The sequence below is a fragment of the Chitinophaga deserti genome (assembly GCF_003149455.1).
GTDB classification, from domain to species: Bacteria; Bacteroidota; Bacteroidia; order Chitinophagales; family Chitinophagaceae; genus Chitinophaga; species Chitinophaga deserti.
The window spans coordinates 328,687-354,163 of sequence record NZ_QFFK01000002.1 but is presented as its reverse complement, the minus strand read 5'-3'; the positions used below and the strand labels follow the sequence as shown (position 1 = coordinate 354,163).

At 48.3% G+C, this 25,477-nt stretch carries 20 protein-coding genes and 1 tRNA gene; 5 read left to right on the top strand and 16 right to left on the bottom strand.

Going from position 1 to position 25,477, the window contains the following annotated elements; genetic code table 11:
* Positions 1-189 precede the first annotated feature (189 nt).
* On the top strand, positions 190-768 hold the full coding sequence (locus tag DEV76_RS05495; protein WP_109695926.1) for an RNA polymerase sigma factor: 579 nt from the start codon (positions 190-192) through the stop codon (positions 766-768).
* On the top strand, positions 765-2,159 hold the full coding sequence (locus tag DEV76_RS05490) for an outer membrane beta-barrel protein (protein ID WP_109695924.1): 1,395 nt from the start codon (positions 765-767) through the stop codon (positions 2,157-2,159). The genes DEV76_RS05495 and DEV76_RS05490 overlap by 4 nt, the downstream gene beginning before the upstream one ends.
* Before the next feature lie 4 nt (positions 2,160-2,163).
* Here DEV76_RS05490 and DEV76_RS05485 read toward each other — a convergent pair whose 3' ends face one another.
* The 10 genes from DEV76_RS05485 to DEV76_RS05440 form a co-directional block, all read right to left on the bottom strand.
* A complete protein-coding gene (locus tag DEV76_RS05485) occupies positions 2,164-2,694 on the bottom strand; it encodes a CopD family protein (protein WP_109695922.1) in 531 nt (176 codons plus the stop codon).
* A gap of 22 nt (positions 2,695-2,716) precedes the next feature.
* Positions 2,717-3,658, bottom strand: coding sequence for a carotenoid biosynthesis protein (locus tag DEV76_RS05480; protein WP_109695919.1), 942 nt, complete (start codon positions 3,656-3,658; stop codon positions 2,717-2,719).
* A 10-nt stretch (positions 3,659-3,668) separates the two neighbouring features.
* The gene (locus DEV76_RS05475; RefSeq protein ID WP_109695917.1) at positions 3,669-4,970 is read right to left on the bottom strand and encodes an MFS transporter; all 1,302 of its coding nucleotides are present in this window, start codon (positions 4,968-4,970) and stop codon (positions 3,669-3,671) included.
* Between the two features lie 256 nt (positions 4,971-5,226).
* Positions 5,227-6,297 (bottom strand): winged helix DNA-binding domain-containing protein, encoded by a 1,071-nt coding sequence (locus DEV76_RS05470; protein WP_109695915.1) that lies wholly within the window; start codon positions 6,295-6,297, stop codon positions 5,227-5,229.
* A 40-nt stretch (positions 6,298-6,337) separates the two neighbouring features.
* On the bottom strand, positions 6,338-6,700 hold the full coding sequence (locus DEV76_RS05465; RefSeq protein WP_109695913.1) for a hypothetical protein: 363 nt from the start codon (positions 6,698-6,700) through the stop codon (positions 6,338-6,340).
* A gap of 122 nt (positions 6,701-6,822) precedes the next feature.
* A complete protein-coding gene (locus DEV76_RS05460; protein WP_157962729.1) occupies positions 6,823-8,748 on the bottom strand; it encodes a tetratricopeptide repeat protein in 1,926 nt (641 codons plus the stop codon).
* 194 nt (positions 8,749-8,942) lie between these two features.
* The gene (locus DEV76_RS05455) at positions 8,943-10,352 is read right to left on the bottom strand and encodes a Gfo/Idh/MocA family protein (RefSeq protein WP_109695909.1); all 1,410 of its coding nucleotides are present in this window, start codon (positions 10,350-10,352) and stop codon (positions 8,943-8,945) included.
* Between the two features lie 21 nt (positions 10,353-10,373).
* On the bottom strand, positions 10,374-11,129 hold the full coding sequence (locus DEV76_RS05450) for an SDR family NAD(P)-dependent oxidoreductase (protein WP_109695907.1): 756 nt from the start codon (positions 11,127-11,129) through the stop codon (positions 10,374-10,376).
* Between the two features lie 5 nt (positions 11,130-11,134).
* A complete protein-coding gene (locus DEV76_RS05445) occupies positions 11,135-12,505 on the bottom strand; it encodes a putative oxidoreductase C-terminal domain-containing protein (protein ID WP_109696676.1) in 1,371 nt (456 codons plus the stop codon).
* A 10-nt stretch (positions 12,506-12,515) separates the two neighbouring features.
* Complete coding sequence (locus DEV76_RS05440) at positions 12,516-13,373, bottom strand: ThuA domain-containing protein (RefSeq protein WP_109695905.1); 858 nt, start codon at positions 13,371-13,373, stop codon at positions 12,516-12,518.
* A 451-nt stretch (positions 13,374-13,824) separates the two neighbouring features.
* On the opposite strand from DEV76_RS05440, the gene DEV76_RS05435 reads away from it, so the two are divergent.
* Genes DEV76_RS05435 through DEV76_RS05425 form a run of 3 tightly spaced genes read left to right on the top strand, consistent with a single transcriptional unit; the run spans position 13,825 to position 19,096 of the window.
* Positions 13,825-16,818 carry a SusC/RagA family TonB-linked outer membrane protein gene (locus DEV76_RS05435; RefSeq protein WP_109695903.1) on the top strand — a complete coding sequence of 998 codons (2,994 nt, stop codon included), beginning with the start codon at positions 13,825-13,827 and terminating at the stop codon, positions 16,816-16,818.
* Between the two features lie 11 nt (positions 16,819-16,829).
* Positions 16,830-18,272, top strand: a complete 1,443-nt coding sequence (locus tag DEV76_RS05430; RefSeq protein ID WP_109695901.1) for a RagB/SusD family nutrient uptake outer membrane protein — start codon at positions 16,830-16,832, stop codon at positions 18,270-18,272.
* Between the two features lie 23 nt (positions 18,273-18,295).
* Positions 18,296-19,096 carry a hypothetical protein gene (locus tag DEV76_RS05425; protein ID WP_109695899.1) on the top strand — a complete coding sequence of 267 codons (801 nt, stop codon included), beginning with the start codon at positions 18,296-18,298 and terminating at the stop codon, positions 19,094-19,096.
* Positions 19,097-20,390: 1,294 nt separating this feature from the next.
* On the opposite strand, the gene DEV76_RS05420 is transcribed toward DEV76_RS05425, so the two are convergent.
* From DEV76_RS05420 to recQ, 6 genes are all read right to left on the bottom strand, one after another.
* The gene (locus DEV76_RS05420; protein WP_109695897.1) at positions 20,391-21,143 is read right to left on the bottom strand and encodes a hypothetical protein; all 753 of its coding nucleotides are present in this window, start codon (positions 21,141-21,143) and stop codon (positions 20,391-20,393) included.
* A 214-nt stretch (positions 21,144-21,357) separates the two neighbouring features.
* Complete coding sequence (locus DEV76_RS05415) at positions 21,358-21,723, bottom strand: nuclear transport factor 2 family protein (protein ID WP_109695894.1); 366 nt, start codon at positions 21,721-21,723, stop codon at positions 21,358-21,360.
* Between the two features lie 41 nt (positions 21,724-21,764).
* The gene (locus DEV76_RS25865) at positions 21,765-21,977 is read right to left on the bottom strand and encodes a hypothetical protein (protein ID WP_157962728.1); all 213 of its coding nucleotides are present in this window, start codon (positions 21,975-21,977) and stop codon (positions 21,765-21,767) included.
* Between the two features lie 374 nt (positions 21,978-22,351).
* Positions 22,352-22,424 (bottom strand) — tRNA-Phe (locus tag DEV76_RS05410).
* Positions 22,425-22,486: 62 nt separating this feature from the next.
* Positions 22,487-23,254, bottom strand: coding sequence for a DUF3050 domain-containing protein (locus DEV76_RS05405; protein WP_109695892.1), 768 nt, complete (start codon positions 23,252-23,254; stop codon positions 22,487-22,489).
* Positions 23,244-25,445 (bottom strand): DNA helicase RecQ, encoded by a 2,202-nt coding sequence (gene recQ / locus DEV76_RS05400; RefSeq protein ID WP_109695890.1) that lies wholly within the window; start codon positions 25,443-25,445, stop codon positions 23,244-23,246. Before recQ ends, DEV76_RS05405 begins: the two co-directional genes overlap by 11 nt.
* Between the last annotated feature and the right edge of the window lie 32 nt (positions 25,446-25,477).

Here is a 25,477-nt window from a genome sequence, read left to right as displayed (position 1 = left end):
AATAATAAGCCTAAAAAGAGGCTTAAATTTGAATGAGAGAAAATAAGCCAAAAATTGGAAGTCTACATGGGTATTTTTTAATCGAGAGGCAACTATCAGAAATTAAAATCCGTACATAAGATATAAAACGCCCGAAAAAAATTTTAGCCATCCGATTTCCCGCGGTTACGGGACCCGAACAAAAAATCAGTGCAGGACATATCAGCAATCATAACGGGCTGCAGAAACTGGAACCGCTCCAGCCAGGAAGCACTTTACCGGCAATTCTTCGGATATGCCATGGCAATCTGTTTGCGATATGCGAATAACAAAGAAGAGGCGATTGAAATTTTAAATGACGGGTTCTTGAAAATTTTTCACCACATCGATTCTTACGATACGTCCCGACCTTTCAAAAGCTGGTTGAGCAAAATAATGGCCAACACAGCAATCGATCATTTGCGTAGCCGAAAGAAAATCGCTTTTACGGAAGACATCACCCAGGTTTACGATCTGGGCATGCCCGATGATCATGCAATTAGTAAACTGACTTATGAAGAAATTCTGCTGGTGGTTCAACACCTCCCCCCTGCCTACCGGACCGTTTTCAATTTGTATGTAGTGGAAGGATTCCAGCATAATGAAATCGCAACGATGCTGGGAATTTCTGAAGGCACGTCGAAATCCAATTTGTTTAAGGCGAAACGGATCCTCAAAGAAAAAATAGAAGCTTTAACATCCATGAATATTTCCGGCACCGGTTCCATCGGCGCTGTCCAAACGTCATGAGCGAACAATTTGAACATAACATCCGAAAAAAGCTGCAAGATGCGGAAGCACCATTTGAACCCATGGCCTGGGAGCGAATGGAAAAAATGCTGGATGGACCTCGCAGCCGCCGACCACTTTTCTGGTGGCTGAGCGGACTCGTGTTATTTTTAGGAATCAGCGGATGGTGGTATTTCGCAACACAAACTGTGGATAACCCCGCTCCTGTTATCACACAAAATGAAAAAGTCTCAAATAATTCTGAAGTAATCAATAGCACTGATTCCGCTAAGACAAACATAATTTCCCAAAGCCCTTCTACCGCAACGAAACTTCCATCCGGCAATTCGTCATCGCCAATTGTTACACATCAAAATTCTGCATCCGGTAAAAAACAGAATGTGGATAAAGCAACTGATCCTGCTGAAACAATTTCTTCCAACAATAAAAAAGTGAATGGAAGAAAATCAGGAGATCAGTTATCTCTGTTTAAACGGAATAATAATTCATTACCGGCAGGTAATGTGAATAAGTCGGCCCCCAATGCAGGAAATGAAATTGACAACATAAGAAAGCAAATTCCTGATGCGAACCGTGTGGATAACGATACATTGAAGGCATCAAATACTCCACTGGAAAATAATTCTGCCAAAAGCGATCCTGGTAATGTGGATAAACCTATCCTTCCTTTAGCTAACGTAACCGGAAAAGATAAAAAGACTTCGCAGCCATTACCTGATGCCAATAAATCAGGAAACAATCAGCTTACACCTCCAGTAAATGTGGAAAACGCAGACACGAATCTGCTTGCAAATAATATACGGGATAACTGGAAAGCCCCGCGCCGTAAGGGTTTCGAAGGTGGTATCCACTTTGGGCCGGATGTTAACACCACCCGGTCTTTCACTGGTATGCGTTCAGGATTTACCGGAGGCCTACTGCTCAGGTATCATGTGAATAACCGGATCTATTTTAGTACAGGAGCAGCCTACACGAAAAAATTATACAAAGCTTCCCCTAAAGAATACAACACACCATACCCTGGAACATACACTAAAATTGATGCAGATTGTGATGTGATTGATGTGCCATTAAATATCCATTATGTATTTGCTGACCGCCCGGCAGGAAGATGGAATGTGAGCGCAGGGGTATCCACGTATTTCATGCTGCGCGAAAAATATGATTACTATTATCCCAATTATTATAAACGCACACGCGTTTTTAGTAACCAGAACCAGCACTATTTTTCCGTGTTAAATATCAGTGCGGGATGGGAGAAAAATACAAAAGGCCGTGTGAACTGGGGTATACAACCCTATGTAAAAATTCCACTCGGCGGTGTGGGTGAAGGTGAAGTTAAACTGTATTCCGCCGGCTTAAGTCTGCAGGTTACCATGGGGAAAAAGTAACAGCTTACTTTTTATTTTCGCGGATGCGTTTGTAGATTTTGATAGCGATCATCAGTACCGCAGTAAAAATGGCAAGGCCAACCAGGGCCCACATCATGCTAAGTAAACTTTTGAGGACTACGAGGAAAACGATAGCCACCAGAAAAATAGTAGCTACTTCGTTCCAGACGCGCAGCTGAGTAGAGCTGCGCTTTACAACTCCAGCCTGCAGATCTTTATATATTCCATGAAGGAAAAAGAAGTAAATATAAAGTCCTGCTACAAAAGCGAGTTTTATCCACAGCCATACCGGCATACTTCCCAACATCAGCGCTACCCACGGACCAAAAACTAATGTAAGCACAGCAGAAGGCCAGGTGATCCCAAACCAAAGCCTTTTCATCATGATCCGGTATTGATCCTGAAGAATACTGCGGCGGGGTTCCTCCATTTCCTGCGCTTCCGTGTAATACACGAAAAGCCGCACAATGTAGAACATCCCGGCAAACCAGGTTACGATGAAAATGATATGAAGTGCCTTAAGTGTGAGGTACATATTCCTACAAAAATAATCAAATTTAGGCCTGCGTCCGCCTCAATGCCCTGAACAGCAAAATGTGGATAACTATGCCGGCAATCAGGTTGGCAATCGTCCAATAGGTCATCACTGGATTCTCAAGATAAAAACCCGCCAGGAAAAACCAGGCAAGGAAATATAAATGGAACCATCCCGGCACCAGCCAGGTTACCACAGGCAGGTTTTCTTGCCGGCCCTTTTGCCTCCTGCGCCAACCCAGTACTGCTATCACTGAGAATAATATTAACAATGCCACCAGCCGGTGTGCACTGGTAACCCCGAAACGCTTCAGCCAGTCAGATAATGGAAACAATGCAATGTATAATGCAACCTGCGATGCAAGAATGGCCAGCAAAGGGGTAACTATTTTCCAGCTCTTATACTTTGCCACTTTGGCCCTTTCCAGCAATCGTGAAAACGATGAATAGAAGAATACAACAAGCAGCCAGCCGTAGAAATTCCCGTAAGGGATGCCGAACCACTGTCCGGTAAGAGAATGCTCGATGCCGGCACGGTGCTCCCAGTCCCAATGCCACATGTGCAGGCGGTAAGCAGTTACGTCCATCGATAAATCGATGTTGATTGCAAGAAGTGTATCAAGTGCTGCAGCACCCCATAGCGGGAGCCCGGCTGCATCACTTACCAGGCGAGCAGTATACATAATTACTGCCCAGCCCATACCGATGCAAAGTGGAATATCGTTGGGATGATTACCAAACATTACTCCGAACTCACCATATATATAACCCGCACTGGTGGCAACATTTACATATTCCAGCAGCAGCCCGAAACCCAGGCCACCTATGAGATAGGCCATGGTTGATACTCCTTTCTTCCAGGCATGGAAAAAGCAAAGTGCGAACAAAATATACATGCATCCTTCCGTGAGGGGGTAACAGTAAGCGGGTGGATAGCCGTAGGGCATTCCAGCGAAAGGCATCATAGCAACGAATTTATAATTGTTCCTTGTCCATATACGAATCTTTGCGACTGTCGCGCGAGTATGCGTATACGAGCAGGGAAATGAAAATACAGAAAGTCACGTACCAATAATAACCAGATTCATGACCGATATCTTTCAGCCAGAAAGCTATCGGCTCTGCGGTTCCGCCAAAAACAGCAACGGTGATGGCATAAGGAAATCCCACACCTAACGCGCGCACTTCCGACGGAAACATTTCCGCTTTCACTACAGCATTAATCGACGTATATCCACTCACGATAACTAACGCAGCAAGGATCAGGAAGAAGGCACTGTATACAGAACCGGCATGACTGATTGCTGTTAACAACGGTACGGAGAACAGGGTACCCAATACTCCGAAGCCTATCAGCAGCGGCTTGCGTCCTATTTTATCAGACAGCTTACCGAACAGTGGTTGCATGCAGGCAAATATGATAACGAGAATGAGGGAAATAAGGGTAGATTCTTCTTTGGAAAGTTTCACGGTGTTGATGAGAAACTTCTGCATGTAAGTGGTGTATGTATAAAAGGCAACGGTTCCACCCATCGTTAAACCCACTACAGTTAGTACTGCGCGGGGATGATGGCGGAAGAGTGCTTTAACGGATCCGCGGTCTTTCTTTTTAGTTTCAACATTTACTGATTCGTGCATGTTACGGCGGAGGAATAATGCGGTAACTGCGAGTGCTGCACCTATAATGAAAGGGATGCGCCAGCCCCATTCTGCAAGTTCTTCCGGAGTGAGGAAGATGCGTTGCAAAAGCAGTTGAACGCCGAGTGCGAGTATTTGTCCACCGATGAGTGTTACATATTGAAAACTGGAGAAGAAGCCGCGCCGTGCAGGATCGGCTACCTCGCTAAGGTAAGTGGCTGAAGTGCCATACTCCCCTCCTACGCTGAGCCCCTGCATGAGCCGGGCCAGTAGTAACATGACGGGTGCCGCCACGCCGATACTGGCGAAAGAGGGTGTGCAGGCTATGAGTAAAGAACCTAAAGACATGAGCAGTACCGAAAGCGTCATAGCGGTTTTACGGCCACGGCGGTCGGCTATGGAGCCGAAGAGCCAGCCCCCTAATGGGCGCATGAGAAAACCCACTGCAAAAATAGCTGCGGTGTTCAGTAACTGCGCGGTGGCATTGCCTTTCGGGAAAAAGACCGGTGCAAAATAAATCGCGAATGCAGAATAGGCATACCAATCATACCATTCCACGAGGTTGCCGACAGAGCCGGTGAAAATAGCTTTCAATCGCCAGGATGTAGTGGCTTGCCGCGGAATGGAATTGGTGGTCATGATTCAAAAATAATTATTTCCTGCACATCCTTAACAAACCGTTTACTGCTGGGATACATGGAAAAACGGATAATGCCGGATGTTGCATAATAAAAGACACGTGAAAAAATGGGAGCGCCATGTACTACGCCTCGGATTGTTTTCTCAAGAGCTGAAGCGGTTCAGAACAAAGTTTACACAACTGTCGAAAGATAAAGTGAAACGGATGAACTACATCATGGAACGAATCAATAAGCTTTGGCCAGACTGAATATCTTTATTCAATCCATGTTGCCGCTAAGCCCATGAACTTACCATAAGTTTTAGCAGCGGTTGATAATGCCCGCTCTCCTGTTTTGGTTTTCTCAAAAGGTATATATTCCATTTCCACCAGCTGCTTCCTGATTTCTCTGCGCCAGGTTCCCACAATTTTTCCTTTAGCAATTACAACATATGGTAATATCCCGTTCTGGGGCGACATTACTTCCTGCGCTGCTTTTCCCGCAACCAGCGACCTGTCTGCATAACTTATATAATACTCATCGAACCCGGAAAGCAACCGCAGTTTACCGTCTGGTTTTTCTATACGATCACCCTGTGTGAGGTAGTAAGTTTGATCTGCCAGTACAAAACTTTCCAATTGTTGGCTGGCTTCGTTTAATGCCTGCCGGCACTGAGTTACAGGAAATCCGCACCACCAGGAGAAGTCTTCTGCAGTGGCGGGGCCATGACCAGCCATGTATCGTACTGCCAGTTCGGACAAAGGATTTTTAGGAGGTTTAGCCTGCACGTGAGGCAGCCATTCATCCAGCAGTACATAAGTAAATTCTTTTCCACGCCGCGGGCCGCAACAGATTACCTGTTCGAGCCCCGCCAGTGTGAGAAACTGATTCATGCGATGATCGCCGGTAGCGATATGGTTTTTTTCCAGTATCACCCTTAGTTCTGCACGGGATAGAGCTGCTCCGTTTTTCAATGCATCCTGCATGATGTGGAAAACACGATCGAAAACGGATTTATCGAGTGCAAGCTTTTTCCACATGCCGGTGCATTGTGAAGTTACCCGCGGCATTACCAGGCTGGTAATCCAACGTACATCTTCCGGATGCATGAAATGAAGCGTACCCCTGAGGCTGGATATACGGATGAGTTCACAAGCTTCGAGCGACTTTTCAACATCCGCATCGGTAATACCGGGGCAACGTAGACCGATGGCCCACTTGGCCGCTGCGAAGTCCTGTGCCTGCATAGCACATAAATGCCTCGCCACTTCTGCCGGCGATCCGGGAAACGGGCGGGATAGAAATTGACGGTAGAGACGGGTAGCCAGAATAGCGGCGTGGTTCATTGTCCGAAAATAATAAAAACCAGCCGCACAAAAAGCCGAATCAGATAGGACTGTCTTCCGTCAGATCTTTTTCAATGCAATCAGTAATGTCGAAATGATAGTTTTCGATTAGTTGCGGGAAGTGTTCATCATTGTCTTTCAGGACTATTACCTGAACGACATCGTATATACGGCCGTTTTCCCGGTGAAGGCGCTGTTCATGAACCTCCCATTCCAGGTTGCGTTCCCGGAAAATAAGTTCCAGCACCTCATATTGCACGGCAACAAACATCGCCGGGCCGGTGTATTCAATCTTAATTGCGGAACATAAGTCTTCACCACTGCCCCCCTGAATGGGAAGGTCGATCTGAAATAATGCGTAAAGTTTTTCCCGCAGGGATGGTTGTTGATTTTGGGTCATCATAGTCCTATTCAATACAAATTCAATCGTTTCACAAAGGTGTTGGATTGGCGGGAAGATCAGATGGAAAGGGTATCTACATCATGCCTACTCTACATAAAAAAAGTTATTATATTGATAACCAATTAATTAATGGATTGAATGTATACATCGAGAGATGCTGATTTATCGAGACCGAGCTTTTGTTTGAGGCGGTATTTATACATCTGTATACTCTTGGGCTCCACGTGAAGCATATCTGCCATTTGTTTATTGGACAGTTTCAGGTAAATGAATGCGCAGTATTTTTCTTCTAGCGGGGTGAGTTTTTGTCCGGCTTTTTCTTCCAGCTGGCGGAAGAAGGATGGGTGCAGTTCGCGCAATGTGCGGCGTATCTGATCTAAATCTTCGCTTTGCCGGTTTTCCTGCAGAAAGATTTTATCGATGTCGGGAACGGACTTTCCGAACCGCTCGCGGAGTGCCATAAAGAAATCATTCTTCTGATTGATCTGCAGATTGCCGGCTAAGATCTCTTTCCTTAGCCAGGCCTGCTCTTCGGTGAGTATCTGAGCAGATGCTTCCAGGCGGTCGGCTTTTTCAGTCTGGATTTGGGCAATGGTTTCCTGCGCTGAGGCTTTCTTTTCTGCTTCCTTTTTTTCGAGGGAAGCACGGAGGGCCTCTTCGGTTTTAAGTTGAAGGAGCAGGCGGGCTTCCTCCTTTTCTTTTACCAGCAACATTTCCCGCTGCCGGGCATAGCGCCGGCTGTAGTAGAACGACCGTATCATAAATACAAGGCCCATTATTCCCAATAGCGCCAGACCTATATATAGATAAAGCTGCACCCGCTGCAGTATACCCAGCTCTTTGGAAACGGACCGCGATTCCGCTTTCATAGCGTACCTGAATTGTGCTTCCAGCCGTTTGCTCTCGCGGAGTTTAACAGCATCATACCGTTTCTTAAAGTAGTCGAGGTACTTCTTATAATATACCAGTGCCTGCTGATGCCTGCCTCTTTCTTCCAGCAATTCGGCAAGGGAAAGGCAGATGTTACTTAGCGGGTAGTAATTGGGGCGGAGGTCTTTCTCAAGGATAGCGAGGGCCTGGCGCAGCAGCGCTTCCGCATCATCCAGCCGGCCCCGCTTGCGGGCTTCTTCATTCAGTAAGCCGTAGCAGTTGGCTATAATAGCGGCATTGCGGCTCAGTAATGCTGCATTGAGGGCAATGCCGGTGTATAGCATTACGGAATCACCCATTTTGCCGTCGAAATATTCGAAGTAGGAATTAGCGGTGTTAAGTGCCGATGCAGCGATGGCGTTAGGATTGATCATTACATCTTTATAATCCCGCGAAACGTTCATTGCCTGTTTGTTGGCATACAAAGTGGAATCGAGGAAGCGCCGGTCGCCGGTATTATCATACCTGAACTGATGTGCTATGCCCATGGCTTCCCAGCCCGTAACGATTAAATTTGGATCCCTGCTGCGCAATGCTGCTTTCAGGCAAAGGCGGGCGTACTTTTCTTCGTTCTCCCAATCGTCCAGCTCAGCATATACACTATACATTGTATAATAAGCCTGTGCTTCCAGCTGCAGATTCTCCTTCTTACCAAGATGGCGGAACACCCGCTGGATAGACAGAATCGTTTCTTCCTGCTGGTGATTAATATTGTGAATACCGGCCCTGCGAAAATCAGCTGTAGCCAATGCAATGGGATCTTCTGTCCGGGAAGCAAACCAGTCGCAGGAGTCAGCTGCTACCATGGCAAGGCGCAAACTGTCTTTCATCAAATGCAAAAGGGAAAGACTATTGTAAGCATGAACACCAAACTTACCATCGCCCTGGGTGCGAGCATAAGAGGCGGCGCGCCGGGCATATTCAATTCCCTTATCCGGCGCCATAAAACGAAGACTGGCAGCAAGCTCGCTATAGAGAAGCGATTGTTCGCCGGGAGAGATTGCCGGTTTTGATAGTTCCCTTTGGAGTGAATCCGTTAGGCGGTTTTGAGCATAGGCGGGAGCACTGATCCCGGTAAAAAGGAGCAACAGATGTAACGACAGATTTTTGGAGCACATAGTTAAGGTCATTTGTATCCCTGGCGATAAGCCCGGATGATCGTATCAGATGCAAACGGGGCCGCCAACGGATAAGCGAAAGACGATGATTATTAAGCTAGTAGTACAAAGTAAAAGGATTTATTGAAAATGAATTGTTCGAACTGATAAGTTAATCTCAATAAAAAAGGCGGCTACTGCCGCCTTTAATAATATTAATCCAACACATATGGCCATCGTTGCGGACGGCTGAGCGTGGCGTTTGCCTGATCATCGTTCATAAAACGCTCCTTTACCGGATCCCAGAAAAGTTTGCGCTTTAGTTTCATGGCTGTGTGATTCAGCAGGCAAACAGTACAAGCCCTGTGACCGACCTCGATGGGTGTGATGGGCTGCTGCCGGGTTTGAATTGCCTCGAGCCAGTTACCATGATGATCTTTACTATCAACAAACCTGATCTCATTTTCACCTATTATCGAAGACAGGATTTTGGGATCGGATGCATCGAGGGCTTTGCTGTTTTTGGCCATGCTGGCGGGATCGTTGGCCGTAGCGGCATAGTTTCCGCGGGAAACGAAGATCCAGCCTTCCGAGCCTACGAACTTAACGCCATTGGGATAGCTGTTGCTGGCAAGCACTTTCACCCCGTCTGCATAAATGTTTTCTGATTCAAAAGGGCCGTGTACATCCCAAAGGTTTCCTGCAGTTGGGAATTGCGCTTTGGCGGAAACTTCGATTGGGCCGGTATATTCATAGCCGAGGCCCCAGTTCACGATATCGAAATGGTGAGCGCCCCATCCGGTAATCATACCTGCGCCGAACTGTTCGCAGCGGAGCCAGCCGGGCCTGCTGAAATCGTTGGTGGGATGAACGCGTTTGAGAGTATAAGGCGTCCAGGGTGTTTCGCCAAGCCACTGGTCGTACTGCAGTCCGGCCGGAACGGGCATTTCTTTTTCGGGAGTGCTTTGTGCAGGATCGTCGATGGGGAGGCCCACATAAACGGTATGCACCTTCCCTATTCTGCCATTGCGCACCAGTTCGCATGCTCTTTTGAACTGTGGCATAGAGCGCTGCTGGCTGCCGATTTGTAAGATGCGTCCGGCTTTATGTACTTCATTGCTGAGATAGCGGCCTTCAGAAATAGTGAGGGAAGCGGGCTTTTGCATATACACATCTTTCCCTGCACGAACTGCGGCTACGGCGGGGATCACGTGCCAATGGTCGGGCGTGCTGATGATAACTGCGTCGATATCTTTATCGGCCAGAAGCTCCTGGTAATTAGCATACGCTTTCACGCCGTTAGATGCCTTACCGGATTTTTTAGTGTAATAATCGTTCACGAGCTTTTGTGCACTCTGAAGGCGGTTACTATCAAGGTCACATACGGCGATGATACGGGCAGCATCATGCTTCCAGACACCGGGCATATCATGCTCACGGGAGATGCGCCCGTTGCCGATAGCGCCTATATTGATCCGGTTGCTTGGCGCCAGGGGGCCATTGATAACATGGGCCGGAACAATCATTGGGATGTGGCTCAGTGCCACTGTACCGGCCGCACCGGCCAGCGCATTCTTAAGGAAGTTCCGGCGCGATCCGCCGCCGGCGTTTTTCTTGGGTCGCATGTGGAATATGATTGAGGGTGATCAGAATCCGATTGAATTGCCGCCGTCTACCGCAAGGCTGGCTCCGGTAATAAAACCTGCGGCGGGAGAAGCGAGGAATACTGCAGCCAGTGCCACATCTTCCGGCTTACCCAATTGCCGCATGGGTGTACGCCCCAACACACGGTTCTTGCGCTCGGGGTCGTTGTTCAGTGCTTTGGCAGACATCTCGGTTTCAATAAATCCCGGTGCTATGCAGTTCACCCGCACGCCAGAAGGCGACCATTCTACTGCCATTGCTTTAGTCATCCCTTCTACTGCAGATTTGGCGGCGGTGTAAGCAATCACTTTGGGAATACCGTACTTCGATGCCATTGAACTGATCATAATAATATTGCCGTTATTGCGTGCCGTCATCCGCCGGGCGGCTTCTCGGGAAAGCGCAAACACTGCCTGCAGATTAGTACGGAGTACGGTCTCGAATTCGGAATCAGTTACGTCGAGCGCATCTTTCTTGAGATGGATACCTGCATTGTTGATAAGTACATCCAACGGACCGAAAGCAGATTCAATACCATCGATCAGTTCGGGGATCACTTCCAGCTGGGAAAGATCGCAGGCGATGGTTCGTATATTTCCTTCTATGGAAGCTGCAGCTTGCTCAAGCACATCTGCACGCCTGCCGGCTATTATCACTTCGGCGCCAAACCGCGCGAAGGTGTGGGCAATAGCCAGCCCGAGGCCGGAGCCACCACCCGTAATCAGTACTCTTTTTCCGGAAAGATCGAAATCGTGCATGACAGTTATTTAGTGATTTCGGTAGCCATCGCCTGGCCGGCGGTGGTCACATAATATTTAGCGATCATGTTTTTTACTTCCCATGCAGGCACAGCACCGGCTTTGAGGAAACCAAGGTAGCGCTGGAGCACTTCTGCAAAGTGCGCTTCATGACCAGTTCTCAGATCCTGCGGAATGAGGATGCGGAAGCGTTTGCCCTGTGGCTCTATAGTGATGCCGGGGTGTTGTGCGGAGAGGCGTTTTACAGAAGCTTCCAATGCTGTGGCAAAAGCAGTATCGGTTACGACAGGCTCTACATAAAGCTCCGGTTTCCAGGATTCTTCTTTACCCTGGCGGATCACGATATTGGCGCGGGTACCGCGTGCAATTGCATAATGCGTGTCGCCACCGCCTGCAGGTGCTTCAAAATTCCAGAGAGCGGAAAGGCGGATGTGGAAGCCCTTCACAGTATAGTCTACCGTTCCGTTTGCCGCGATACCGGCTACAGAATCCTTTACATAAGGGAGCAGGAAGCCGGGGAATGTTTCTGCACCGGTGATGGTGGAGAACTGCGCACGTGTGAGCGGTGTTTTCCACTTTACGGCTTTATTCACCCGGATGTCGGTAGTATAGTCAAGAGCAGTTGTGTCGAAAAGCATCCAGTGAGAAAGATCTACCAGGTGTGTGTTCACATCTACCAAAGCATCGCCCTGCTGAGAGGGGTCGAAGAACCAGGTAGGACGGCGGAGTGGTTTGCCGGACACCATTTTATAGAAGTGATGGATGCTCTCTATTTCTATAGCAGGCTGCTCCGGTGTGCCGGGTTGTATTTCACCAAAAACGGTGGCATCGCGCAGCAGCTCCTTCTGAAGGATGTTGGTGATCTCTGAACGCTCGGTCATGATATCGTATAGCAGCACTTTGGCGGAGGCCGCATCTGCAAAGCTTGCACGAAGAGAATTGAAGTCGGCTTCGGTGATGGCCATAGGCTTATCGGCAAGTACGTTCATACCAGCCTTCACGGCAGCGTTGATGTAATTCGTCTTTTCTTTATTATTACCGGCGAGTACAACTACGCTTCCCTTACGGTCTGCTTTCATTTTCTCCAGCCAGTCTGCACCGGTATATACTTCTTCTTTCCAGTTGGTTGGCTGATCGGCTCTCCCGTTATATTGACTGATGAGATTGAGATGGGCTTCCAGTTCAGGACCTTCGGGAGCATATACATGCACTACACTGTCTATCCCTGGAGTGGCTGTTTTTTGCACCAGTGCAGCATGGAAGTGGCCGGGTGCCAAAGTGATCAGGTGAACCATGTCTTGCTCTTCTTTTGGTTGGCCGGGCTGGCAGGCTGCCATCAGCAGCGATGCACCCAGCAGGTAACGGTATTGCTTCATGTTCATATTATTAACGTAGATAGTCGACCGGTGTTTGCGGAGAAGTGGCGTATGCTTTGGCGGGGTTGCGTTGTGAGGTACGGCCCACCAGCCAGTGGAGACCCTGATAAAGGTGGTTCACGAATACGGGATCGGTATAATCTTCTTTACGGTGGCCAAGGGTTGTATACCAAACATATCCCCCATCAAAAACCTGGTGCCATGCAGCAGGGTACCAGTTACCGAACGAACCCTGGTTGCGCAGGAGTACCGTATCGTTTACATCCTTCAGGCTGGATACGTCGTGTACCAGCAGCGGATGAATACCTCCGTACATTTCTTTCGTGAAATAACATTCATCTTCCCGCTCCCACACACGGGGCACATCTTTCAGTGAAGGGTGCGAAGGGTCTACAGCTACGAGGCGAAACTTCTGGAATTTAGCATGCCAGGCAAAGCTCCCTCCTATCATCCGTTTGAACCAGTCCCATTTCCGTTCCGTTCCGATGGCGGAATGCACGCCCATGAATCCGCCTCCTGATTGTATGTAACGCATGAGCGCCACCTTTTGTGCATCGGTATCGAAAACATCATTGTTAGTGGAAGTGAATACGAGCGCGTCATAAGCCAGGAGCTTCCCGGTATCAAATACGGCAGGGTCTTCGGAAACATCTACCGCAAACCCGTGATCCTTCCCCATCTTCTGAAAGGCTTTCACCGCTTCGGGAATATTATCATGCACAAACCCTTTACCGTTTTTGGTATAAACGAGCACTTTCTTCTTTTTCCATTGAACGGTAGCGTTGGCAGCCTTTTCTGTGGAAACACAGGATGCGAGAACAATTGCCAGGCCGCAAAGCGCAGTTGTAACAGTTTTTCCAATTCTCATGTGGATGGGTTCCGGGAGCTTTTGCGCCGGATGTTTAAATGTAATTAACCCACCCTGCTAAACCAAGCCGGCCATCGTTTACAACGTTTGAATTGTTTATCAATGGAAATCAAATGACGACTCAACCTCCCTTATGGATCACCCCGGAGAAAGCATGTGAATTTATTTAATGTATAGAGGCCTGCTCATTTTGCTAAACCTTCTGCCCTTTACTGAAAACACCGGCTTGCCGAAATGAAGACTTCCGGAGCCGGAACGGTATAATCGGGGAATGAAACAAATAAGGCTTTCAATTCAGGTGCTTAAAGCAGCCTTTCGTTTTGCAACAACATGTTAATTAACGATTTACAAATAAATTTATGTCATTACCGATGCAACTAAGCATACTAAATGACGTCGCGGCAAGCTAATTTGCGCATACAAAATCAACTGAAATTTAAACGAGAGACCTATGAGAAAAATGCTACTACTGGCAGTGTGGCTGCTTTGTCTTTCCGAGGCAATTGCGCAATCACGCACAATCAGGGGAAAAGTTACCGATGCGACAGACAATGCTCCACTCCCCGGAGTAACCGTCGCTATCAAAGGCACAGGTAACGGTACAATCACTAATGCGGAAGGACTGTTTTCACTGGAAGTACCGGCAACCCTCCGGGCACTGAACTTTTCATTTGTGGGGTATACTCCCCAGGAAAACGCCATTCCCGCTTCTTCTGTCCTGAACGTACAATTGTCGCCCGACAATAAGGTACTCAATGAATTTATCGTATCCGGCTACCAGGTGCAGCGCAAAGGCAATGGCACCGGGGCGGTTAGTTCTGTAGGAAAGAAGGATATTGAGAACAGGCCTGTACAAAGCTTCGACCGGGCTATGCAGGGTAAGATGGCCGGTGTGCAGGTTATAGCCAGTAATGGTATGCCCGGCGGCGCTATTTCTGTGCGCGTACGGGGTGTGGGTTCCATCACCGGTGGCCTCGACCCGCTGTATATCGTAGACGGTATCCAGATCAACTCAGGAGACCAGACCCGTAACTTTCCTACCTCCAATGCACTGGCAGGCATCAATCCGGATGATATAGAATCCATCCAGGTGTTGAAAGATCCTGCAAGTGCGTCTATCTACGGTGCGCAGGCTGCTAACGGAGTGGTTCTGGTTACTACCAAGAAAGGCAAGGCGGGTAAAACCAAAATAGGTGTGGGTGCATACTCCGGCTTCGCCACCATGCTGAAAAAAGTTCCCGTACTGAGTACAGTGCAGGTAGTACAGCTGGGCTGGGAATCTTTATATCATTCCTTCAATGGTTCGGAGGCGGATAAAAGAGCCTATGCCGACAGGGAAATGTTTACCAGGCTGGGAACGAATAAGTACGACAGTCTTCCCAATACCGACTGGCAGGATGAGCTGTTCCGCAAAGGCAAAATCCAGAACTATGAACTGAATCTTTCCGGTGGCAACGATAAAACGAACTTCTACCTCTCCGGCTCCCTGAACAAGTTCCAGGGCCAGGTGGTGAACAGCGACTTTACCCGCGGTACCTTTAAATTCAACCTCGATCATAAAGCAAGCAGTAAGCTGCAACTGACCAACGGACTGCTGATTTCCGTGTTTCAACAGAACGGTGTTGCCAATGCAGGATCTTTCGACAACCCTAACCGTGGCGGGATATTGATATGGCCGGGATCGTCGCCCTATAATGATGATGGCAGTTACAGAGAGCGCCTTTTCGGCAGCTATTACATCAACCCCCTCCAGGTAGGGAGCCAAAACATTTACAGGGCCCGCAACATGAAGATGATCGGAAACCTGGGCGCTATTTACCAGCTGAGTAATGATTTCATCTACAGAGGCACACTTAGCGCAGAGTATACCACCATCAAGGAAAATGATTTCGATGACCCAAGAAACAGCACCGGTGCACCGGTAGGCCGGGTAAACGTCTATGACACAGAAATCCTGAACTGGCAAACGAACCATACACTCAACTTCAACAAGGAAATTGGAAGGCACAATATCTCTGCCCTGATCGGTGGGGAATTCCGTTATAATGTGCTGAAAGGAATTAATGCGAGCGGTACCGGTATCCCTAACTACCTCTTTACCACCCTCAGCGCCGTGGCCACTCCTACCGGTGTAGGCGCAGGTTTTAACGACTGGAAAATGCTGAGCGGATTTGGACAGGCTACCTATACTTACGCAGACCGTTATGTATTATCCGGTACCCTTCGCCGCGACGGCTCTTCCCGATTCGGGGCCAACAACCGTTATGGTATGTTCCCTTCCGTATCATTTATGTGGAGAGCTACACAGGAACCCTTCCTGCGCGATAACCCGGTGGTGAACGATCTGAAGCTGCGCATTTCTTATGGAGAAACAGGTAACAGTCTTATCGGTAACTATGCCAGCCGCGCCTTATTCGGCCTGTCTGGTACCTACGAAGGACTGCCGGGTGCCGCGCCTACCCAGCTGGCCATATCCAATCTTACATGGGAATCCAACAAAAGCGTCAACTTCGGGGCAGACCTGAGCCTGCTGAACGACCGTGTGAATATCGTTGCGGATTACTTCATCGCTAACCGTACTAACCTCCTCCTCAATAAACCATTACCGAACACTTCCGGTTTTGCTACCGTTCTGCAGAACGTAGGGTCACTGAAGAACAGCGGGCTTGAACTGGAATTGCGGACGATCAATATCAACGGTGAATTCGTGTGGCAAACCCGCTTCAACCACACCTTCTTAAAGAACAGGGTAACCAAACTGCTCGACGGTGTAGACCGCATCGGTACCTCCACTGTAATAGGTAAACCCATCAACTCCATCTTTACTTACCGCTATGCCGGTGTGAATGCAGGAGATGGCCGCCCTATGTGGTATGATACTCTTGGAAATATTACCTATAACACTGCTGCCCGCGACCGTGTTTACCTCGACGGTACGCTTGACCCCGATTATTATGGAGGTATCACCAATGAGTTTTCTTACAAGAACTTTTCACTGAACGTTTTCCTGCAATACTCTGGTGGCAACTACATCTATAATCAGGATAAACAATTTGCATCCCGCTCCGGCGGTACCATCGACCGTAACCAATTAGCCACTGAATGGGCACGTTGGACGAAGCCCGGAGATGTTACCTCTGTTTCCAAACCATTCTACCCCGGCGCCATTACCGGTACCGGATCGGCCTACAGTACATCGGACCGGTTTTTTGAAAAAGGAGATTACATGCGCATCAAAGAGCTGACGCTTGCATATAACCTTCCGAAGAAAACGGCAGCGAGAATGGGTATGAGTTCTGCACGGATCTACGGAACTGCCATGAACCTCTACACCTGGTCTAATTACTTCGGTTACGATCCCGAGCTGATCAACGGTACTACAGGCGACTTTGGGGTATATCCGCAAAGCAAGCAAGTGATTTTCGGCCTACAGGTAACTTTCTAAAACAGCACAACATGAAAAAAACATTTTTATATATCCTGATAGCCGGCATCGGCATTCTTTCGGTTTCCTGCGAAAAGTTATTGGAAACAAAGCCTCGTGAAGCAGTGAATCTTGATGACGCCGCCAAGAGTAAAGACGCATTTACATCCACGCTGGTTTCTATATACAACAACATGCGTGTTTCCAGCTACTATGGGCGCGATTTCATTCTGCAGTCGGAGCTGCTGGGAGATAATGCAGATATTGCCGCAACCAACTCCAACCGCCTGGTGGGAGAATCCAGGAACACACGCGGTTCGCATTTTGTATTGTGGGCAACCTGTTACCAGAATATCTTCCGTTGTAATTACATCTTCAAGTTCATTGATGGTGTTCCGGGTATTTCCTTTGCGGAGAGTGAACAGATCAAAGGGGAATCTTACTTCCTGCGTGCTTTGAACCACTTCGACCTGGTGCGAGCATACGCCCGTCCGCCTTTGTACATGCACGATTTTGAGCTGGGTGTGCCTATTGTGCTGGAAGCAAACATTGATGCCAACGATCCTGCATTCCCGGGTTTCCCTGAACGGGCAAAAGTGGCGGATGTATATACACAGATTGTAAAAGACCTTGATTCTGCTGCTAATAAACTGAGCCGTGCCGAAGGGGTAACCGGTGTGGTAGGGCCTTTCCGGGCCAGCAGTCTGGCAGCCATTGCCCTCAAAAGCCGCGTACTGCTTTATCAGGGAGATTGGGCCGGAGCAGAAGCCGCAGCTACTGCAGCACTGGGTAAGCTGCCATTCAATACCCCGTCTGTACGAATCAATTTCGTGAACGACAGTGCCACGTATGTAAGCAAGTGGGGAAACCTCCATCCGGAGATTATTTTCGGTACCCGCTTTGAAACGTATGAAGCTCTCGGTACTAACTCCATCCAGTATCTCGCTTATGTTTCTCCCGTGCACAATGGTTATGGGGATGTAATTGCGCGGACAGAATTGCTGAATGCCTTTTATCCACAAGACATCCGCCGTAACCCGCTCATTATTGCAGGGAATAAAGGAGGACAGGCTGTTAACTGGACACAGAAATGGCCCGGAGCCCGTGCTTACCGTGGAGGAGACGATATTATGTATATCCGTGTTTCCGAACTCTACCTCAACCGTGCCGAAGCCCGTGCGCGTATAAACGGTAAAGATCCGAATGCGCTGGCAGACCTGAACGTAATCCACACCCGTGCCATGTTACCCGCACTCACCAACCTGGAGGATAATGAACTTATACAGGCCATCCTGCGGGAAAGGCGTATAGAGCTGGCCTTTGAAGGCCACCGGCTGTTCGACCTCCTGCGTACCGGCCAGCAAATCATTAAAGGGGTGACTACGATCGATAATAATGATTTCAAACTTGTAGCGCCGATTCCCCTCGCTGAGCTGGACGTAAACAAGAAACTTGTACAGAACCCCTTGTATTAACAGATCAAGCAAAAAAACGAATCATGAAAAGACTACAATACACTGGCGGTATCCTGGCCATCATGCTCTGCTTCACTGCCTGTAAGAAAGACAACGAATTTATTTACAGCGGTCCGGCACTGGCAGAGTTTTCCAATCCGCCATCTAACGTGAATACTAAAACCATCTACACTGCGAATGTGGCGGTGCGCGACAGCGGCCTGCTGCAGCTGATATCTGCACAGGTTTCAGGAGAAACGAAGATGACCTGGGATACTACCGGGTTGAAGAATACGGCTAAAGCTCCGGATCATATCGAATTCGAGAATGCATTCGGGCAACTGAGCATTCCCCCAAACAGCAGCCACCACCGGTTTTACTTTTCAGTGAAGCCTGCTGCCGCAGGTAAATCCTTCTCGATGGAATTGAATGGTGGTGATGCAAAGCCAAACGAAAACACTAAGAAGATGACCTTCAATTTCACGGCTGCCGGGATGGATTTCAATCCTACTTCCCGCACATTCCGTCCGGCAGTGGAAGCGAACGATACGATCAGGATTGCCATTACACAGGCAGCAGCGCGTTTCCCTGTGGCGTTAACGGTAAAGTATAAAGTCAATGACTCCACGGCAACGCAGCCTAACCAGGCGGTAGAAGGTGTGGACTATGAGTTTATAACCCCTAAGGGAGAAGTGCAGATAGCTCCAAAGGCAGGATCGGGTTACTTCGTGATCCGTTGGAAGCCTACGGCAACTATTAAGAGGATCTGGCTTTCACTGGTGCCGGCTACGGGGTTAAATATGAACTCCAGAACATTTGTATATACTGTGAATGCTCCTTTATAAAGAAGGTTAGAAGTATCCGGAAAGCCTGGCGCCTGCGCCGGGCTTTTCTTTTACCGGAAATGCATGGGTGGATTTGAAAGATGCGCGTGGTTTGGTTGAAAAGTATAAGGAGTGTTGAGTTTTGGGATCAGTGGGCTGTGGAAGATGTGAAGGTTGCGATGGAGCGGCCTCCGGCTCGGGGAAGTATGGCGTTGAGCATAAGGCCAGACCGGAATACTTGTATAAAGACTGGCGGTAACATCGGGAGGAATTAGGCAGGGCTGTGATGTGAGGGCAAAAACAGCACAAATATTGGGTTTAAACCCAGCGTGTCAAATGTGGAAGCTGAGGTATTGTAGAAGCAGGGCATTCGCGGTGGATATGACTTTGTTCAGGTGCATGTTTGCATTGACGGTTAGGTAATCAGGTGCAGTGCTTAAGTCCAGACCGGGAGCGTTGTGAAATGGCAAAGCAGCATCATCGGGAGTAGATATCTTATTGGGGGATGTAAGTTCCGGTGGAGACGCCTCTTTGTGGGGGAATATAAGCCGTGCCGGTGGGGTGATCAGGAGTTGAGTTTAAGGCCAGACCGGGATCAATGTGGAGGGCAAGACCTGGTGTGTGCGGGATTACAGATGTAGTGCATAAGGCCGTACCGGGTGCATTGTGAAATGGTAAAACAGCAACATCGGGCGTAGAAATCTTGTTGGGGGGATGTAAGTTCCGGTGGAGACGCCTCTATGTGAGGGAATATAAGCCGTGCCGGTGGGGTGATCAGGAGTTGAGTTTAAGGCCAGACCGGGATAGTTGTGAAATGGCAAAGCAGCAGCATCGGGCGTAGAAATCTTGTCGGGGGGATGTAAGTTCCCGTGGAGACGCCTCTTTGTGAGGGAATATAAGCCGTGCCGGTGGGGTGATCAGGAGTTGAGTTTAAGGCCAGACCGGGATCAATGTGGAGGACAAGACCTGGTGTGTGCGGAATAAAGCACAGTTAATAGGGGGATAATTAAGGGCTAAAAGAGGGATAAAGTATGGTGTTACATGCTGGTATCTATATAGTATCTGTGTAGTAACTACGTAGTAACCTGCAATTAAGTTCGGAGATGAGGTGGACATGAGGTGGACTTGATGCGGAGGTGATGAGTATTTGATCTGAAGGAAAGGCTTAGTTGGTAACAGGCCTGTAAGGAGGAAACAGGGTGCCTTCTGCTCATAGGAATGGCTTTCGGAGGGATGGCCTGCCGGGTAGATTGTGGATCCGTATGAATTGATAATGAACTTCTTACAACAAAATATCCTTATTCATGGCTGCGGGTTATTCCCGCGGAACGGGGTCCTGACCGTTTATAGTGGGTTTGGTAACCAGTGAAGCGTGGGGTTGCCGCTTGTTGGGGCGCGATTTGGGGGCTACCACTTCCGGGGTTACCACTTCTTCCACGGCGATGATTTCGGCGGCATTAAGCCTTCTGTCGTAGGAAACCCCGTCTTTCAGGAAGGTCCTCACCTGCAGGGTCACCAGCAAAGTTCCTTTGCCGGGTACGTTTACTGTTAAATCCGCTCCTGTGAAAGGTTGCTCCAGGTCGATGTGCAGCACGTCTGCATCCATCCCTGTAACGCTGCGGGTGGTGAAGTCGATCCGGGTGGCGATGAGCTTTACCTCCATCCGTACCGCATCTCCAAAGCCCTGTAGCTTCTGCGCGGGGATATGCAGCTTACCATCCTGTGAGAAGACAGGCATCTCGGGGAAGAACTTTTCGATGCCGGTATGCCCATTGAAGCGGAAGCCTTTCAGGGCTGCGTGGTTGTTCCTGCCAGCGGTTACGATGGTACTGTTGAGCCGGTTCACGGCATGGCCATCGCAGAGGATGTCGAGATCGGGCGCCAGTGCGCTGCGGATAAGGGCGCCTTTACGGCTGGCAGCGCCGAACCATTTGGCGGAACGGCGGGTATTGGCCGTTTGCCTGACGGTTTCAGGCACAGTGCGCAGGCAGGTTTTGCCGTTGCGCTCGTAGGCAATCATATTGCCCACTTTGCCTTTAAAAGTGATAACGGAAGTGATGATTCCCATGTAAGGATGATTTTGTTGTAACTGAATATACGTAAGACGCATCAGAGGGGTGCCAGGGGTGAATCGGAGGATATTTAAACCCGCCGCGGCACAATTTCTATTCCTGCAACCGCAATGGAAGTGAGGTTGAATATTTTAGAAAACACGGAAAGTTATTAGGATCAAACACCAGCGCTATCAAATCGTACAAAACATGAAAAAATGTAAAGCGGCCTTACTTTTTTGCTTCAACGACTGCCAGATTATTGACGATCCGCCATTCGTTATCTGTATCCAGCACGAGTGAATTGTAAGAAACAAAATAGTTTTCTGAACTTTCCAGCCGCAGTTTCACCATGGCGATGGTGCCGCTTTCTTCTATTGATTCAATCTGCATTTTTCTTGGGAGGCCTCCAAAAATGCCGTCCCGAATATTTTGCAGGTACTTATCCTTCCCGATAATGGTTACGCCTGGTATTCCCATAAAGCCGTTGTTGGTAACCCGGAAGTCTTTGTGCAATACTTTGTCTAATAATTGAACATCGCTGTTGTCGCCACCCTTTACAAAGTTGATGATGGCTTGTTTTATTTTGTCTGACATATTGATCTTTTTATTGATGATAAGGATGTATGTGCGCTATTTTAGTTGTTCAGCCAGATGTGAAACAATTTATTCAGTATAGGAACCATGCCGTAAAACATAAGCGGAACAGCGATGATGGTCATAATCAGCGTTCTGACATATAAAGGAAGGTGGATCAGGTATTCTCCCGGGAACAGGGTTAAAATCGTTATCAAAGGATAGATTGCCAGCCATATAATTAAGGCTCTTTTGTGTTGTTCGTTTGGTTTCATATACCCCGTTTTTATTTCTTTATGTAGTTATGATAGAATAAGGAACGGGAAAATGAAAATGGGACAACAACGTTAAAAAAAGAGGGAATTTTTTTACTGATCTATCATGGAAAATGTTGCTTTTAGAAGAGGAATGGGAACAAAATCAGGGGATGCCTTCACCGCCGAATGGGTGGGGGAAATTGTGGAAGGCCATGGATGGTAAGGATTTATTTCACAATCTGTTATGGCAAATGCTCAAAAGGGAGGGGTATACATTGCGAGGAAGCTTGTAATGAGCAAAACAAGATTGGGATGAAGTATTATTAACCGGTAAATAGACTGCCAGCTACAATAAAAAAAAAGAGACCATCTTTCGATGATCTCTTTTTCTGTGGTGTGGGCCGGGATCGAACCGGCGACACATGGATTTTCAGTCCATTGCTCTACCAACTGAGCTACCGCACCAAGGCGCCCTTCTCTGTAAAGGGGATTGCAAAAGTAGGACAATTATTGAAAACTCCAAAACATTATTCAAAAATTTCTGCTTTTGCAGAAATGCCATTCCATAAATTATTTCTCCACTCCAGCGCTTTCACAGCATAGGCGGCACTTTCAGCCCACTTGGTTTCATCGCTTCCGCAAAGTTCATCCACCATTTTTTCTGCGAGTTTGCTGTGATGATCGCCGTCTACTTCGATATGACGCTCGAGGTAATAGATGAAAATATCGAACTTTCCGGGGAACTGATCGTTGAGATCTTTCACCAGTGAATAGAACATATCAGGAATAAGATCTTCGCGGCCGAAAGTAAACACGGCAGCCATGATGTGCGGCTTGCCGGTATTGATTACTTCGAAAGTAAATTCAAGAAATCCTTTCACGGAAGCGGGGAATCCTTCCAGCAATGTGCTCAATGGCTTCCCGCTGCGGATCCCTTCCACCAGGTTTTTGATTCTGGATGTATCTGCACCGGCCTGCTCCATCGCGAGGATGTACAGTTCGAAGTGGCTGTAATGCATGGTGCCTGTGGAATCCAGATCGCTTTCTTCGCCGGTAACTATTTCGTTGATAAGGAACCTTGTTTCAGGAGAGCCTACCGGCACCCATGGAGTGGTTACACAGGTGAGGGCACCCTGTAATCCTTTCAGCAGGCTCATGAAATCCCATACGGCAAATACATGGTGTTCCATGAACTTCCGCACGTCTTCAATGGTACGCAAATGCCTGTACAGCGGGTGATGCACAATCTGTGAACGTACGTCTCCTATTTGTTGTTTAACTTCTTTAATTCCCATAAACCACTAAAAACTTGATGCGCATTAATTTCAACTGTTCAATCGAATAGTTGCCTTCTTCCAGTTCTTCTTTCGCTACAGCAAGGCTCGATGTTTCGCAGCCTTTGAAATATTCCAGTATCTCGTCCTGTGCGTAATCGTCCAGCTCTTCGTCGATGCAATAGTCCAGGTTCAGTTTGGTACCACTGGCTACGATGGTTTCCATTTCATCGAGCAGCTGGGAGTAGGAAAGTTCTTTGTTACGGGCAATGGTTTCAAGGGGCATCTTCTTGTCAATGTTCTGAATGATGAACACTTTCAGCCCGCTTTTATTAACCACGCTTTTCAGCACGAAATCGTCCGGCCTTACAATATCATTTTCCTCTACAAATTTGGAGATTACGTCGATAAACTGTTTACCGTAGCGGATGGCCTTTCCTTTGCTCACGCCCTGGATCTTTTCGAGTTCCTGGGTGTTGGTAGGGAATTGGGTGGCCATATCTTCCAGGGATGTTTCGAGGAAGATGACGAAGGGAGGCAGGTTTTTCTCTTTCGCCACTTTCTTACGCAGATCTTTCAGCATTTCGAAGAGCACGGGGTCTGCTGCAGGCTGTGGCTCTGCGGCGGCGTTTTCTTCTTCTTCGGCCACTTCCTCTTCGAACTGGTGGTTGAGGGCCACGTGGATGAGGTAGGGCTTTTTCATGAACTTACGGCCCTTTTCGGTGATCTTGAGCAGGCCGTATTCTTCGATATCTTTATCGATCAGTCCTTCCAGCATCATCTGCCGGAGGAGTGAGTTCCAGAAATGGGCGTCGAACTCCTTCCCTTCTCCGAATACCTCCAGCTTATCGTGGCGGAACGTGGTGATCTGGGGGTTCGTTTTCCCGGTAATGATATTCACGACATAGTCGGAGCCGAATCGTTCTTCGAGAGACTGGATAGCTTTCAGGGCTATAACGACACGGTTCTTGACTTCGATTTTCTCTTTCGGGTTACGGCAGTTATCGCACTTGCCACAGTTCTCCGTATCGTATTTTTCACCGAAGTAATGGAGGATCACTTTGCGGCGGCATACGGCGCTTTCGGCATAAGCAACGGTTTCGTTGATGAGCTGTGCCCCCATTTCCCTTTCGGAAAGGGGTTTATCGCGCATCAGATGCTCCAGCTTCTGTACATCCTGGTAGGAATAGAAGCAGATGCAGTTCCCTTCCAGCCCGTCGCGCCCTGCGCGGCCGGTTTCCTGGTAATAGTTTTCGAGGGATTTGGGGATGTTGTAGTGGATCACGAAGCGAACATCCGGCTTATCGATCCCCATGCCGAAGGCGATCGTGGCTACAATCACCTCCACGTCTTCCAGGAGGAACATATCCTGCCTCTGGGCACGGGTGGTGGCATCCAGTCCGGCATGGTAGGCAACGGCTTTAATACCGTTGGCAACGAGCATATCGGCCAGCTCTTCCGTGGTTTTACGGTTAAGCGTGTAAATGATGCCCGATTTGTCTTTATGCAGGTGAATGAACTTAACGATCTCCTTGATGGTTTGTTCCTTCTTGCGTTTCGGACGGATCTCGTAGTAGAGGTTGGGCCGGTTGAAGGACGACATGTAAACCGCCGGTTCGTGCAGTTCCAGGTTCTTGATGATATCGCTCTGCACTTTAGGCGTAGCGGTAGCGGTGAGAGCGATAATGGGGAGTTTAGGGCTGATCATTTCGATCATTTCCTTTAAACGCCGGTATTCCGGACGGAAGTCGTGCCCCCATTCGGAAATACAGTGAGCTTCATCCACAGCTATGAAGGAAATCTCCAGCTCGCGGAAGAAGTCGATATTTTCCTGTTTCGTAAGCGTTTCAGGCGCTACGTACAGCATTTTTGTTTTGCCGGACTGCAAATCGGTACGAACCTTCTTGATCTGGGCCTTAGTGAGGGTAGAATTCAGGAAGTGAGCCACGTTATCCTTGCTGCTGTAAGAACGAACCAGGTCTACCTGGTTTTTCATCAGCGCGATCAGCGGGCTTACTATGAGCGCTACTCCGGGGCTCATCAGGGCCGGCAGTTGGTAGCAGAGAGATTTACCGCCGCCGGTTGGCATGATCACAAATGTATCTTTTCCGGAAAGTATGCTATTAATAATCTTCTCCTGATTCCCTTTGAAGGTATCAAACCCAAAATGTTCGTGTAATGCATCCAACAAACTTACCTTTGCAACAGCCATCACATTTGTTATTTAGATCCAGTGAAATTGCA

Excerpts from the sequence above, each read along its gene's own strand:
- DEV76_RS05490 (WP_109695924.1), top strand. The coding sequence starts at position 765 with ATGAGCGAACAATTTGAACATAACATCCGAAAAAAGCTGCAAGATGCG.
- DEV76_RS05485 (WP_109695922.1), bottom strand. The coding sequence starts at position 2,694 with ATGTACCTCACACTTAAGGCACTTCATATCATTTTCATCGTAACCTGG.
- DEV76_RS05480 (WP_109695919.1), bottom strand. The coding sequence starts at position 3,658 with ATGATGCCTTTCGCTGGAATGCCCTACGGCTATCCACCCGCTTACTGT.
- DEV76_RS05475 (WP_109695917.1), bottom strand. The coding sequence starts at position 4,970 with ATGACCACCAATTCCATTCCGCGGCAAGCCACTACATCCTGGCGATTG.
- DEV76_RS05470 (WP_109695915.1), bottom strand. The coding sequence starts at position 6,297 with ATGAACCACGCCGCTATTCTGGCTACCCGTCTCTACCGTCAATTTCTA.
- DEV76_RS05465 (WP_109695913.1), bottom strand. The coding sequence starts at position 6,700 with ATGATGACCCAAAATCAACAACCATCCCTGCGGGAAAAACTTTACGCA.
- DEV76_RS05460 (WP_157962729.1), bottom strand. The coding sequence starts at position 8,748 with ATGTGCTCCAAAAATCTGTCGTTACATCTGTTGCTCCTTTTTACCGGG.
- DEV76_RS05455 (WP_109695909.1), bottom strand. The coding sequence starts at position 10,352 with ATGCGACCCAAGAAAAACGCCGGCGGCGGATCGCGCCGGAACTTCCTT.
- DEV76_RS05450 (WP_109695907.1), bottom strand. The coding sequence starts at position 11,129 with ATGCACGATTTCGATCTTTCCGGAAAAAGAGTACTGATTACGGGTGGT.
- DEV76_RS05445 (WP_109696676.1), bottom strand. The coding sequence starts at position 12,505 with ATGAAGCAATACCGTTACCTGCTGGGTGCATCGCTGCTGATGGCAGCC.
- DEV76_RS05440 (WP_109695905.1), bottom strand. The coding sequence starts at position 13,373 with ATGAGAATTGGAAAAACTGTTACAACTGCGCTTTGCGGCCTGGCAATT.
- DEV76_RS05435 (WP_109695903.1), top strand. The coding sequence starts at position 13,825 with ATGAGAAAAATGCTACTACTGGCAGTGTGGCTGCTTTGTCTTTCCGAG.
- DEV76_RS05430 (WP_109695901.1), top strand. The coding sequence starts at position 16,830 with ATGAAAAAAACATTTTTATATATCCTGATAGCCGGCATCGGCATTCTT.
- DEV76_RS05425 (WP_109695899.1), top strand. The coding sequence starts at position 18,296 with ATGAAAAGACTACAATACACTGGCGGTATCCTGGCCATCATGCTCTGC.
- DEV76_RS05420 (WP_109695897.1), bottom strand. The coding sequence starts at position 21,143 with ATGGGAATCATCACTTCCGTTATCACTTTTAAAGGCAAAGTGGGCAAT.
- DEV76_RS05415 (WP_109695894.1), bottom strand. The coding sequence starts at position 21,723 with ATGTCAGACAAAATAAAACAAGCCATCATCAACTTTGTAAAGGGTGGC.
- DEV76_RS25865 (WP_157962728.1), bottom strand. The coding sequence starts at position 21,977 with ATGAAACCAAACGAACAACACAAAAGAGCCTTAATTATATGGCTGGCA.
- DEV76_RS05405 (WP_109695892.1), bottom strand. The coding sequence starts at position 23,254 with ATGGGAATTAAAGAAGTTAAACAACAAATAGGAGACGTACGTTCACAG.
- recQ (WP_109695890.1), bottom strand. The coding sequence starts at position 25,445 with ATGGCTGTTGCAAAGGTAAGTTTGTTGGATGCATTACACGAACATTTT.